12 protein-coding genes and 4 pseudogenes are annotated in these 12,291 nt (G+C 30.6%); 6 read left to right on the top strand and 10 right to left on the bottom strand.

Translation table 11 applies throughout. The features are described from left to right. Positions 1–125: 125 nt before the first annotated feature. The 3 genes from MN581_RS03830 to MN581_RS03820 all read left to right on the top strand — a co-directional run bounded on the left by MN581_RS03830 (position 126) and on the right by MN581_RS03820 (position 1,357). Positions 126–587: a DNA starvation/stationary phase protection protein gene (locus MN581_RS03830; protein ID WP_241699231.1), complete on the top strand. Its 462-nt coding sequence runs from the start codon at positions 126–128 to the stop codon at positions 585–587. A 339-nt stretch (positions 588–926) separates the two neighbouring features. After that, positions 927–1,151 carry a MepB family protein gene (locus tag MN581_RS03825; RefSeq protein WP_241699230.1) on the top strand — a complete coding sequence of 75 codons (225 nt, stop codon included), beginning with the start codon at positions 927–929 and terminating at the stop codon, positions 1,149–1,151. Next, positions 1,091–1,357, top strand: coding sequence for a MepB family protein (locus MN581_RS03820; protein WP_241699229.1), 267 nt, complete (start codon positions 1,091–1,093; stop codon positions 1,355–1,357). Before MN581_RS03825 ends, MN581_RS03820 begins: the two co-directional genes overlap by 61 nt. Positions 1,358–1,400: 43 nt before the next feature. Here the strand turns inward: MN581_RS03820 and MN581_RS10085 are convergent. The 3 genes and pseudogenes from MN581_RS10085 to MN581_RS03810 form a co-directional block, all read right to left on the bottom strand. Beyond that, positions 1,401–1,478: pseudogene (locus MN581_RS10085) on the bottom strand (hypothetical protein); the annotation flags it as partial. An 86-nt stretch (positions 1,479–1,564) separates the two neighbouring features. Further along, positions 1,565–2,449, bottom strand: a pseudogene (locus MN581_RS03815) (PLP-dependent aspartate aminotransferase family protein). A gap of 1,082 nt (positions 2,450–3,531) precedes the next feature. Continuing rightward, positions 3,532–4,215 carry a class A sortase gene (locus MN581_RS03810; RefSeq protein WP_241699228.1) on the bottom strand — a complete coding sequence of 228 codons (684 nt, stop codon included), beginning with the start codon at positions 4,213–4,215 and terminating at the stop codon, positions 3,532–3,534. A 132-nt stretch (positions 4,216–4,347) separates the two neighbouring features. On the opposite strand from MN581_RS03810, the gene MN581_RS03805 reads away from it, so the two are divergent. Then, a complete protein-coding gene (locus tag MN581_RS03805; RefSeq protein WP_241699227.1) occupies positions 4,348–5,286 on the top strand; it encodes an LPXTG cell wall anchor domain-containing protein in 939 nt (312 codons plus the stop codon). A 46-nt stretch (positions 5,287–5,332) separates the two neighbouring features. Here MN581_RS03805 and yghU read toward each other — a convergent pair whose 3' ends face one another. Next, positions 5,333–6,118 carry a glutathione-dependent disulfide-bond oxidoreductase gene (yghU, locus tag MN581_RS03800; protein WP_241699226.1) on the bottom strand — a complete coding sequence of 262 codons (786 nt, stop codon included), beginning with the start codon at positions 6,116–6,118 and terminating at the stop codon, positions 5,333–5,335. Between the two features lie 86 nt (positions 6,119–6,204). After that, positions 6,205–6,600, bottom strand: a complete 396-nt coding sequence (locus MN581_RS03795) for a DUF1722 domain-containing protein (RefSeq protein WP_241699225.1) — start codon at positions 6,598–6,600, stop codon at positions 6,205–6,207. Between the two features lie 87 nt (positions 6,601–6,687). On the opposite strand from MN581_RS03795, the gene MN581_RS10080 reads away from it, so the two are divergent. Further along, positions 6,688–6,822 (top strand): hypothetical protein, encoded by a 135-nt coding sequence (locus MN581_RS10080; RefSeq protein WP_255424286.1) that lies wholly within the window; start codon positions 6,688–6,690, stop codon positions 6,820–6,822. Between the two features lie 41 nt (positions 6,823–6,863). Here the strand turns inward: MN581_RS10080 and MN581_RS03790 are convergent, their stop codons facing one another. From MN581_RS03790 to MN581_RS03780, 3 genes are all read right to left on the bottom strand, one after another. Then, complete coding sequence (locus MN581_RS03790; protein WP_241699224.1) at positions 6,864–7,481, bottom strand: DUF3427 domain-containing protein; 618 nt, start codon at positions 7,479–7,481, stop codon at positions 6,864–6,866. Positions 7,482–7,586: 105 nt separating this feature from the next. Beyond that, complete coding sequence (locus tag MN581_RS03785; protein WP_255424292.1) at positions 7,587–8,045, bottom strand: ATP-binding protein; 459 nt, start codon at positions 8,043–8,045, stop codon at positions 7,587–7,589. A 399-nt stretch (positions 8,046–8,444) separates the two neighbouring features. Beyond that, positions 8,445–8,831: a hypothetical protein gene (locus MN581_RS03780; protein WP_147340774.1), complete on the bottom strand. Its 387-nt coding sequence runs from the start codon at positions 8,829–8,831 to the stop codon at positions 8,445–8,447. Between the two features lie 272 nt (positions 8,832–9,103). Here MN581_RS03780 and MN581_RS03775 point away from each other — a divergent pair. Continuing rightward, positions 9,104–9,411, top strand: a pseudogene (locus tag MN581_RS03775) (DUF4822 domain-containing protein); the annotation flags it as partial. Positions 9,412–9,459: 48 nt separating this feature from the next. Here MN581_RS03775 and MN581_RS03770 read toward each other — a convergent pair. Together MN581_RS03770 and MN581_RS03765 are read right to left on the bottom strand one after the other, a co-directional pair. After that, a pseudogene (locus tag MN581_RS03770) lies at positions 9,460–10,267 on the bottom strand (transposase); the annotation flags it as partial. A 401-nt stretch (positions 10,268–10,668) separates the two neighbouring features. After that, the gene (locus MN581_RS03765; protein WP_241699223.1) at positions 10,669–11,934 is read right to left on the bottom strand and encodes a TIGR00341 family protein; all 1,266 of its coding nucleotides are present in this window, start codon (positions 11,932–11,934) and stop codon (positions 10,669–10,671) included. Positions 11,935–12,291: the final 357 nt, after the last annotated feature.

The raw sequence follows: 12,291 nt of genomic DNA, 5'->3' as shown, positions 1-12,291 counted from the left end.
AAGAAGCAATAAAATATAAGACTTACCATGACTTCATTAATTGTTTGATAAAACAATAAAGGGTATTCAAATTTTTGGTAATTTTTCTTCTTTAGTTGTATCATATAGTTAGGAGGGTGATATATATGAAATTAGAAGAAACTAAACGTACGTTGAATCAATTAGTAGCAGATTTAAGTCAGTTTTCGGTGGTTATTCATCAAACGCATTGGTATATGAGAGGGCCAGAATTTTTATCATTACACCCATTAATGGATGAGTATATGGATGAAATAAACGATCAGCTAGATGTTATTTCTGAACGCTTAATTACTTTAGGTGGCGAGCCTTACTCTACCTTACAAGAATTTATTGACAACACTGGTATTAAAGATGAAAAGGGAAGCTATACTAAACCAATTCCTGAACGCTTAAAAAACTTAGTCGCTGGTTATAAATATCTAATCGGTGTTTATGAAAAAGGAATTGAAGTGAGCGAAAAAGAAGGCGACCTAGGAACTCAAGACATCTTTATTTCATTTAAGACAGATCTTGAGAAAAAAGTATGGATGCTACAAGCCACACTTAATAAAGCTCCTGGACTTTAATAGGTGAAACTAAGACAGACCATACATCGTTTGGTCTGTTTTTTTTGCTATAAATGATTAATTTCTGTATTATTTTTTTAAAAGCAGACTTTAACATGAAAAAATACTATCTAGTTAGTTTAACAATCGGACTATTATTATTGTTTACTTTACAATTATTAAGCTATATTAATTATCTATTGATGACCAGGGCATTATGAATGGCATCATCGATAAAAATCTGTTACTTAAAACACCACTAATTATTATCCCACTTCTCTTTATTGCCTTTTCTATTATTGGGTTTGTAATGGATTATCTGAATCAACAAAAAATAAGCACTCATAAAGGATGATGTTTGTGCAATCTTTACCCTATATTAATCACCATTTTCACTCTCCTTCTTTAATCAATGAAGAACAAAATGCTGAATATGAAGGAGTCTATTTCTATCATGATACGAAATCTTACAGAAGTCGTTTAGCTAATAAAACGCCGAAAAAAGCTGGTTATTTTGTTTCTTTTTGGGAAAAGATGACAAATCAAAAAATAAAGCGTGCTCATTTGAAGAAGCTTCAGATATAACGTTAGTTTGGATTATCGACGCCGATAAAAAAGGAATTTTTATGTTTCCAAAAGAAATATTGTTACAGAAAAAAATCTTACAAGCCGAGTCACAAATAGGAAAAATGGGTATTAGAGTCTATCCTACATGGGAACGTGACTTAAACCCAACAGCATTAAAAATGCAACAGTGGCAATTACAATACTTTAAATTTCTAAACACATAAAAAAGCAGATAAGAGTGTCATATACTCCTATCTGCTTTTTAGGTTAAACTGCTTTATCTAAAGCTTGCTCTAAATCTTTAATTAAATCATCCGCACTTTCAATTCCTATGGCTAATCTAAGTAGGCCTTCTTAGATGCCAATTTTTGCACGTAACTCTGGACTATAATAATCATGAGTCATACTAGCAGGGTGGCAAATTAAACTCTCTACTCACCTAAACTAACCGCTAAATTAATAATATTCAATGCATCAACGAATTTTTCTGGACTTGCTTCTGGCACTAGTTTGATTGAAAATACCGCTCCAATACCTGAAGCTCGTTTTTTCTGAATCTGGGCTTCAACGACTGATGATGAACCAGGATAATAGACGTTTGCTATTCTAGGATGTTTTTCAAGAAACTGAATGATTCTCTTTGTGTTTTCCTCTTGTTTATTCATGCAGACTGTTAATGTTTTACTCCCCTGAATCAAATGATATGAATCAGTTGGACTTAAAATATTTCCTAATGTACTCTATAACAACTTTATCTCCGCTACCAAATCATCATCATCTACGGTCACAAGTCCTGCAATAATATCTGAATGCACACTTAAATATTTTGTTGCTGAACACACGACAGTATCAGCCCCTCACTCAAATGATCGTTGAAGATACGGTGTCATAAACGTATTATCTATGATAACCAAACAATCATGTCTATGAGCTAAATCACTCAATTTTTAAATATCAATAACTCGAAGTAATGGATTTGATGGTGTTTCGATAAATATTGCTTTCACATTGGGTGTTAAATCTGTATCCGTTAAGTCATTAACGTCATCTACTAACTCAAAATCTATCCCTTGTTGAGTAAATAATTTATCTGCATAACGATAAGTTTCACTATATAAATCACAATTTAATAATACTTTATCTCCTTGTTTAAATAAATTAAACACAGTTGTCGTCGCTGCCATACCTGATGAAAAAGCAAAACCATGTTTCACTCCTTCTAGTTGGCTCACTAAAGCCTCTAAATTAAATCGAGTGCGATTTTCCCCTCGCCCGTATCCAAATTTCTTGGAAACTTGATAATGACTCTTATACATACGGTGTAGCCAAATGAATTGGTGGGACAACGGATCCTTTTTCATTTTCAACTGCTGGTATACCTTGACAACCAATGAATCAAATTCCATCCTTATTCACTCCTTTTATCAATATAATCTCTGATTTCCTCTCATTTAATTCTAATAATACTAACGTACCTTTTTTATAATGTAAATTAGCGTGATACTAATTTTAGTAATACGAATAATTAACTTACTAGAATTCAAAGATACGATATTATAAAACCATTAAAAATATTAATTTAGTTAAGGAGGTTGTTTTCATTAAACCCATTGATATAAAAAAATGCACCACTTATTTACGTACGACACTCCTGATTATCATATTAGTAGGTTTTATCACCTTTATAATTCATCCTGATTTAAAAAGTATCATAGAATCTACCCCTACGTTAACAAGTACGTCAAATAAATTAGTTAAAGTAATGCAATACATCATCAATAACGGATTAAAAATGCCCTTCTCTATACTTGTACTTGCTCTAATCCCTGTTCCATATCTTTATTTCTTTAATACCTTTTTATCAGCGATGTTAGGTGGCATTGTTGTTGGTACTGTTTTGTCATACTCAATCAGTACAGGATTAAATCTAATCATTGCTTCAATCCCTCATTCTATTATAGAGCCAGCTACCTTTTGTATTTGGGCATCAAGCTTGTATTACCTAAACCTCTGGATAAGAAATAAATTACACAAAAGGGCAATTAATACGACTTTCTCGTTTGAACTAAAACGTTGTGTCCTGCACTATATCAGATATGCCCTACCTTTAATTATTATGGCAGACTGTTTAGAAACCTTTTTAACTGATAAAATATTGACTTTACTTAGCTAGACTAATAAAACCTATGTAATGAGGCGAATAGGTACTCATTACATAGGTTTTATATTAAGGCCAAAATACTAGTACTGATGATAATAACTCCAAAATTACGTCAATAAAGCTTAGTTTTGTTTTAGATTTGTTCCTGTTCCTCCTACTTCCCATTATACCATCCCTCTACTGTTCACATTTTTAAGTTGCATTGCTCAATTATACCACGATATAAAACATACAGCATTATTCATATAAATTCTGTTTTTGATAAAAAGATGACATAATCTTTTCATCGACTTTATCTACTAACGTTTTTTTGACAAGTTCTGCACTTACCATAAATCTACCTTCACCAGTTTCATCGCATGTGATAAGTGTTAGTTCTGCCTTTTGGGGATGGTCGTCAATGACGTGTACATCTGTAGCTTGGATGTATGACATGTCGTTGATTGTATATTCATACACATATTCTAAATCAGTCAAATAAATTGGCATCTCTTTTTTTGAATTGATTATCGGACCAAACAACACTTCTTTGTTCAACATATGATGACTTGTCAATGAATAATTTCCAACACCCATCTCTTGATTTTTTTTCATCGTTCCTGCTCCCATTAAAATAGCATAATCAGAAACACCTCTTAATATTGGTAAGTTAATATGTAAATCCGGTATCGTAATGCCACCTAAAACAGGGACTTTATCATCTTTAAAAGTTGATTTTAAAGCTGAAGTAATGTCAGCTCTACTCGCTTTTGAAAAATTAAAATCATCTTTTTCTGATTTTTTTTGATTCTGTTTTATATCATGGCTTGTTGTCTGATGGATACTGGGTGAAATATTCATTTTTAAAACTATTTGTGTTAATTCTTGATCAAACAACAATACTAACGATACAGAAATAACAATAAAAGATATTAAAAACATTAATCTCCTTTTTTTGTTTAGTTTTTGTTTTTTCTTTCTTATTTCGGTTCTTTTTTTCATCATTTCATACTTTATTCCTTTTTTTGTGTTATTATAATAATGTATTATATCATATTATTGGAGGTTTTATAATTGAAAAATAATGTTTATATTGGATTATTCTCAGCAATGTTGTTGATAGGAGGAACTGCTGTCACAACTTTTGCAGAGGAAACAACTGATGAGGTAAAAACAGAAGACGTTGCTAAAGAACAAGTTGACGATGTCAAACCTAATTTAGGTAAAGTGACATTGATTGGTTATGCTACAAATGAAGACAATCAAGATTTTAGCGACTATCGCTTTTCTGTTCCCAAACCTGCAGAGTTTCAAGGATTAAAACTTGGTGAATTAACTTTGGTAAATGTTCCTTACAGTGCAGAAAACAAAAATTTAATTGGTACTACTGAACTTTATCATACTGTTTTAGATGGTAAATTTGATACAAATATTCGTTATGGAATTTATGATGAAGGGGACCAATTAGTCTTTAAACCAATCTTAGGAAACGTAAATGTTGGACAAGCTAATTATCCAGGTAAAGTTGGATTAACTCCTTTCATTGGTGGGGAAATGGGCAATGGTGCACCGTTCTTCGAAACTCCTAACGGTACTTACAGTGCATTCATTAGAGTTATTTTTACTAACGTACCACAACCTAGTGAAGATGGTGAAAACAATGATACAAATAACGCCGTAGTGGAACAGCCTGAAAATACGACAAACAATAGTCAAAATCAAAATGACACAACTGATGCTAAAGATACGACAGATGACAACATAAATGCTACAAAACAAAGTGGAACAACCAATCCTAAAAACTCTACAGATAACAACACAAACCCTGCAAAACAAAATGAAAAAGAGTTTGTTAATAACGTAAAAAAAACAGGGGATACTAGTGAAAAATACGTCAATAATAAAAAATTACCTCAAACTAGTCAATCAAACACTGTTTTACCTGGATTGATATTACTTTTACTAGGTAGCGCGACAGCTTTTTTTGCAAAATTCAAATTTTCAACTAAATAACACAAAAAATCTTCTAACCAATCACAACAGTTAGAAGATTTTTCATTTAATCAATTGATTGGTACTCTACTGCCAATCCACGCTTTACTCCAGGTCTTTTAGCAATTCGATGAGTCCATTCAACCAAATATTTATAGCTTTGAATATCTAAAAATTCAGCGGATCCTTCATATAAATCACCTAATACAAGTTGACCATACCAAGACCAAATAGCTATGTCTGCAATACTATATGTGTCTCCGGCAATAAATTCACGAGTTGCCAATACTTTATCTAGTAAATCAAGTTGTCTTTTAGTTTCCATTGTATATCTGTCGATTGGGTATTTCAATTTCTCTGGTGCATAATGGAAAAAGTGACCAAATCCACCACCGACAAATGGACCAGAGCCAACTTGCCAAAATAACCAATTTAATACTTCTGTCTTACCTTGAATATCTTTTGGTAAAAATTCACCAAACTTTTCAGCTAAGTAAACTAAGATTGAACCTGATTCAAATACATCAATGTTAGGGGTTTGACTTTGATCAACCATTGCTGGAATTTTAGAATTTGGATTGATAGAAACAAAATCTGAACCAAATTGATCGCCTTCACCTATATTAATCTTATATAAATCATACTCTGCATCTTTTATTCCTAATTCTTTTAATTCTTCTAACAGAATCGTTACTTTAACACCATTTGGAGTTCCTAGTGAATAGACTTGAAATGGTGCACTCCCCACAGGAAGTTTTTGTTCAAAACGACTGCCGGCTGTTGGGCGGTTCCCACCTTTATTGTTATTTTCATCTTCCCATTGCCAAATTTTTGGTAATTGATAGTCTGTCATCGTATCACTCCTTACTTTTATTATACGTTTATGATAGCATTTATAAAAAAAAACTGTCCAACATTTCGTTTTTACTTTACATTTATCTAGCTAGATGACAGTCCCCATTTTATATTCAATAAATAAGTTTGATGATACTTTTGACTTAACTCTTTTAAAAAATTTTCTAATTCTTTACTTTTTAAAGGTGTTGTTTCAATTAGATCTTTGTATCTATTTTTTTCCTCAACTGTTGCAATCTTTTTAAAATATCCCCAAATATGTTGGTAAGTCACCCTCAAGGTTTTGTCTGTTGGTTGATAATCCTCTAATTCAGATAATTTGTTTGTATATTGGATATGTTTTTCTTGAGTCCATTGATTGCCTTTAGCTAGTAAACGGATATCATTGTATGCCTGTTGTGAACGAGACATCACCCAATATTTATGTTTAGTCCATGATGTTTGAAATTCTTTTAATAATTGCTTATCTGTCTGCTCCATATAATCCTCCTATCTTTCCATTGGTTTTCCTTATATATTAAGGTATATTATAAATGCAAAGACAAATCAATTAAAAGAGGTGATTCTATGGGAAAATATCAATTAGATCAAAAAGGAAAAGTCGCTGTTTCTAAGTATCATGAAAAACAAACACCAAATAAAGTTGACAAAAAAGAACAACTTGCTAAATTACGTGAGAGTTACATGAAGAAAAAGAAATGAAAACAAGTAGCCAATTTTCAGGCTACTTGTTTTCATTTATACTAATCTAAATTACCCGTTAAAAATTCATACATGTTAGGTTCGACTCTATTTTTTAACAAAAAATCCATTTCAACAACATTTTTTAATGTATTATCAGATGTTGGCTTTTTGTTCTGTTCAATTGTTTCAATGATAGGATTCATTTCTCCAACATAATAAACATCTGTTTCTCTGTCTTGTTGATTGTATTTACGCTTTATAAATAAATGAATCGTCCAGTTTTCTGAATCTCTTAATATTGTTACTACTGGAGAATCTATGGTTCTAGAAGGTTTAGTAAACCAATGGAATGTCTGTTCATCAATAAATACTTCTTCATAGGCCATTAAAGATGCTTTGGACTCTTTTCCTTTGGCTAGTGCGACAAATATAACAAACTGATTATTATTATAGGCGTATCCACCAATCCCTTGTTCATTTTGATTAAATTTCATATTTAACAATCTTAATACATCTTTACGTCGATATTTAGAATACAATTGTAAGCTGTCTGGCATACCTTTCGACTCTAATTTTTTTAATCCTGTATCAATAACATCTTTCAAAAACAAAATAAATGAATCATTTTTCTTTGCCTCTTTAAAAAATAATGTTAGTTCTAATCCTTTAATTTCCATGATTCGTCATCCCCTAGCTATACTTTTATATTAGCCTGTTTCATTTCATAAAATAGGTCTAATGCTGGATGCAAATAAGTAATTTATGGACTAGGCTAACAATGGTTATATATTAAATCGATTCCCACTTCCCCAAATCATTTCAAATAATTTTTCTTTACTCCAAACAATATTAGGATATGTCACTAGGAAAAGTAATAAAGAACATGCTTTAGTTGTAAAGATGACCTCTTCATTATTAATAAAGACTTTTCTATCAGATGACTCAATGGAAACATTAGCAATTTTTATCAGAACTTTTTCTGAAGATGCTTGTTTAGTTAACTTATAAAAACGTGATAAATGTGCTTTAACCCGGGTAATTAACTCATTTGGACTAAATGGTTTAATCATATATTCTACAATACTTAAACCTAAACCTGCCCCTTTTGTAAAAGGGGTTCTCGACTTATCCCCTCGATAAAATCTTTGAAATACTTTATTAACTTGTTCTTGTGTCATTATCCCATCATCTATTACTTCAATTATGACAGATTGTTCTGTGTTAATTAAAGAAAGACTGATCTTAGATATTTTTTTGTTGAATCCAAAAATTTCAAACTATTTTGAATAATATTGGTCAATGCACGATGAAATTGAATGGTATATATATCATAATAAATCGCTTCTTCGGATAAATTTACCGTCCATTCTACCTTCTCATCAACTAAATAATCTTCCATAAGTTCTTGTATAAAGTTAGTTAAGTTAACTCGATCGTAATGAAAAAGAACAGCATCCATATTAAATTTTGACTATAAAAATAATGCTTCAATTAATTCATTTAAACTTTGAGACTTTTTATAGATGGTTTGTAAATAGCGTTGCTTTTTTCCTATGTATTGGATACACCATCTAACATTCCTTCAACATATCCTATAATAGAAGTGATGGGTGTTTTTAAATCATGTGAGATGTTAGTAATCAATTCTTTACGATTATCTTCGTACTATTCACTGATTTTTTTGCTCTTTCTAACTCTATCCACATATTTTTAAAACTAATCTGTAAATGTTCAACTTCTTTCGCAATATTCTTATCAGGAAACTGTTCAATCATATTAGGTAAGCTATCCGATTCTTGAACGGAAAAAGTTGTCTCTTCTAAATGTTTAATCGGTTGAATAATCGGTTTTTTCAAGCGTTGAATAATTAAAGAAGCCAACAATACTGCTACAAGGATAATAAAAATAACTAACCACACGCCCCATTTAGTAAAAAATTCCAATAAATTACTTTCTCGCTTTAAAATAATCATGCTACCATATTTTCCATCCTTATATAAAAAATCCGATTTAATATAGTGGTACACCCACCTAGCATTATCTAATGTCTCAATCGGTTCAAAATTATTGATTCCATAATTAGGGGCATGACCTTTAATCGATTTTTCAACTAAACCATCTAAATAATAAGAAAACTAGATACTTTATTATTTGCAACAGCGTTAACCGGTACTATTCTTACGGGATGTTCAACAAATAGCCAGACGACAACACCTAGTGAGTCTGCCTCATCACAATCAAGTACAACAACTGATTCTTCCCAAAAAGAAGACTTAAAAAAGAAGACTTAATAAGAGAAAATAGCATGTTTATTAGTTTAGCAAAAGTCGATGTAACCCATAATAAAAATGACTTTTTCGATCTTAATACAAGGAAACCAAAAGGAGACTTTGGTTACTTTAACATCATTGATCACAATAAATGACGTGCTCATGTCTCAATCGGAGAAAATAAATACGGTGCTGTGTTAGAACTAACAGAATTAAATGACAAAAATTTACTTACAAACGTACTGGTAAAGATAAAGATGATAAAGAAGTAACGGTCTTTGTAGAACACGCTCCTTATTCTGAGGAATATAATCTAAGCATTACGTTTGATTCATAAGATAAATTAACAAAAAGTCTCAAGATCTTAATAAAGACCTTGAGACTTCAGAGTGAAATGACTTTTTAATTTATTGTAAATAGAGATAAAAGTACGACTATCATGTTGATTACCTGGATGCGTTGTATATCCTAAAACCCATCCGTTTTTATCACATGCCACTTGTGTGGCATAGGCAAAGACTTGTTTATGTTCTCCTTTATGACACTGTCAGCATCGTTTTTACTAATTTTTTTAACCTTTGTATTTGTCTCAATTTTTTCTTTTTAAGGGCTTTTTTAATTGTTTTTCTCTATCTATTTCAACTTCCTATTTCAACTTCTTTTTGAAGTGATTTTACATAAAATAATTTGTCTTCAGTTATTTCTTTGTTTTCATACTTTTTATTATTTGCATGTGCTTTAATATGAGTCCCATAAATAAATACCTCAGACGTATCAACTAAATGAACTTCTATACACTGCGCTAAAATACCATAAAAAATTTGTTCAAAGATATCTGTTCCTTTAAATCTTCTTGAGTCATTTTTACCAAAAGTCGAAAAGTGAGGGACTGAGTCTTGGATATCTAAACCTAAAAACCATCTGTAAGCCATATTTACTTCGACTTCTTAAATCGTTTGTCTCATGCTCTTAATTCCGTATAAGTATTGCATCAAGGGAAGTTTGATTAACATAACTGGATCTAAACTAGGTCGTCCATTAGACTGATCATATTTATCCTCAACAAGTTGATAAATAAAACTAAAATTGACGTATTTATCAATATCTCTTAAAAGATGTTCCTGTGGAACTAAGTCTTCTAATGAATAAAAACCTATTTGATTGCGTTTACTCATATCTTGCTTTTTCAACATTAATAGTCACTTCTTTCCTCTATTTTACCAAAAAAAAAGACAAAGTATCGAAATTTATCAATACTTTGTCTACAGTCTGAAAGCCCTCATCATTCTGAGGGCTTTTTTTAGCTAGTAATAATATTTATTTAGTCAACAGTACGGTAAAACTCTTAATCAATCAAAACGGCTACCAGAATTTTTGTTAAAATAACCTATTTTTCATTTTTTAAAGGTGTTTAATTCAACAATTTTGCATATTAACATGCCTATACTTTATTTATATTTTAGTTTGATAGGATTTACAAAATATTGGATGAATATAAGTCTGAATAATAATTTGTCAACAGATACACAAAAATAGACTTCCTCTTGTCAACTTTTCTTGACTAACTCATAGCCATTTTCAATCTTCGCTTTATCTAATTTCCATCTTCCTTAAATACTATTGATAAATTGTCTATCTTATTATTATAAGTATCTAAAACATAGCTTTCTATGTCACTTTCTAAACTCTTCGTAAGATTGGATTTAAGCTCTATGGTTAACACGTTTTTAATTTGTTTTTCATTACTAGCTACTTCTGAATTCATATATAATTTTTTAATATCAAGTGGAAAGTTTGTTTTTATTATTTTGTTTTTTTCAATAATGAAGTCCTCTAGAGTCTGGGGGTCTTCCTTGACGGACGGTCTCACAGAAGTTTCTGAGTCAATCAGCTGTCGAATTAAATGTTCTAATTCTTTTCCAGATAAACTATCTGTTTCAGTAATTTGTTTAATATTTAAATCCATATTACCTAGATGATACTCTGGTAATTTATTCTGTAAACTTTGTAATTTAGTATCATTGATACTTGTATCTGATAATGTTAAATGAATTGTCTTTTTTTCTTTTGAGATTTTCTTTTCTAAAATCAGTGAGTCTTTTAATTCACTTTCAATAAATCGATTTAAATTATTTTCATTTAATGAATCTTTGACCATTGACGAAGCCGTATAAATACTAGGTATAATGATAATAATCGTCAAGATAATGAACATTGTATTTGTTGATTTCTTTTTTATTGAATCAATCTGCTTATCATGTTTTGCTTCAAAAATATAAACAGTTATAAATGTCGAAAGACTGATGAAAAAGATATTAATAACAAACAAATAGAACGCACCAAAAATATAAGTCATACTCTGAATTGAAATAGCATATCCCAATGTACAAAGAGGCGGCATAAGTGCTGTAGCAATAGCAACTCCAGGAACAATATTATTAGCAGTTTTTTTCTTAAACCCTATTACACCAGCTACTCCTCCTGTAAAAGCAATCACAACATCCCAGATTGTAGGATTTGTTCTGGCTATTATTTCACTACTTGCATAAGTAAGTGGTGAGAAAGAAAAATATAGCGTTGAAACAACTAGACTGACAATTACTTGTAGCGCTAGTAAGGTTATTGATTTTCTTAAAATGGAAGTGTCTTGAAAAGCCAAACTAATTCCTATCCCTATCACAGAAGTCATTAGAGGAGAAATAAGCATTGCTCCTATAACAATTGGTGTCGAATTCATATTCAAACCAATAGATGCAATAAAAATAGAACAAATTAGAATAATAATATCCTCGATGTTAAAATGTAATTCACTATTAATTTTCACTAAAAATGGATTATCTTTTTTATTGTATGTATTCATGTTCTCATCCTTGTATATTATATTTAAGGTTTTTATCTTTCGATTTTTAGTAGGAAACCTTATGGACCTGTTGTTATTTATTAATCTATATTTTCTCAATTATTTGAGAAAATATAGATTAACGGATTGAGGGGTATGTTAAAAACTTATTTTGTATAACACTTATATCAAGTGGTTATAATAAGTATAACATCTTATTTTTAACTATGCATAACGTGATTTATGTTAATCAATTATGTATTTTGATTGAAATTTAAAACCATGATATAATAAAGGTGCGAAAACGTTAGAAGTTTCGAGTGCAAGTTTCATAGCACAAAAGCCCCAACCATTGCGAGTGGTTAGGGCTTTTTTTTT

Source organism: Vagococcus sp. CY53-2, assembly GCF_022604695.1.
In the GTDB taxonomy this organism is placed as follows: domain Bacteria; phylum Bacillota; class Bacilli; order Lactobacillales; family Vagococcaceae; genus Vagococcus.
The sequence above is the reverse complement of the archived record's forward strand: the minus strand, read 5'-3'. Positions and strand labels throughout refer to the sequence as shown.

Coding starts and splice junctions, on each gene's coding strand:
- MN581_RS03830 (WP_241699231.1), top strand. CDS start 126: ATGAAATTAGAAGAAACTAAACGTACGTTGAATCAATTAGTAGCAGAT.
- MN581_RS03810 (WP_241699228.1), bottom strand. CDS start 4,215: ATGTTTTTAATATCTTTTATTGTTATTTCTGTATCGTTAGTATTGTTG.
- yghU (WP_241699226.1), bottom strand. CDS start 6,118: ATGACAGACTATCAATTACCAAAAATTTGGCAATGGGAAGATGAAAAT.
- MN581_RS03795 (WP_241699225.1), bottom strand. CDS start 6,600: ATGGAGCAGACAGATAAGCAATTATTAAAAGAATTTCAAACATCATGG.
- MN581_RS10080 (WP_255424286.1), top strand. CDS start 6,688: ATGGGAAAATATCAATTAGATCAAAAAGGAAAAGTCGCTGTTTCTAAG.
- MN581_RS03790 (WP_241699224.1), bottom strand. CDS start 7,481: ATGGAAATTAAAGGATTAGAACTAACATTATTTTTTAAAGAGGCAAAG.
- MN581_RS03765 (WP_241699223.1), bottom strand. CDS start 11,934: ATGAATACATACAATAAAAAAGATAATCCATTTTTAGTGAAAATTAAT.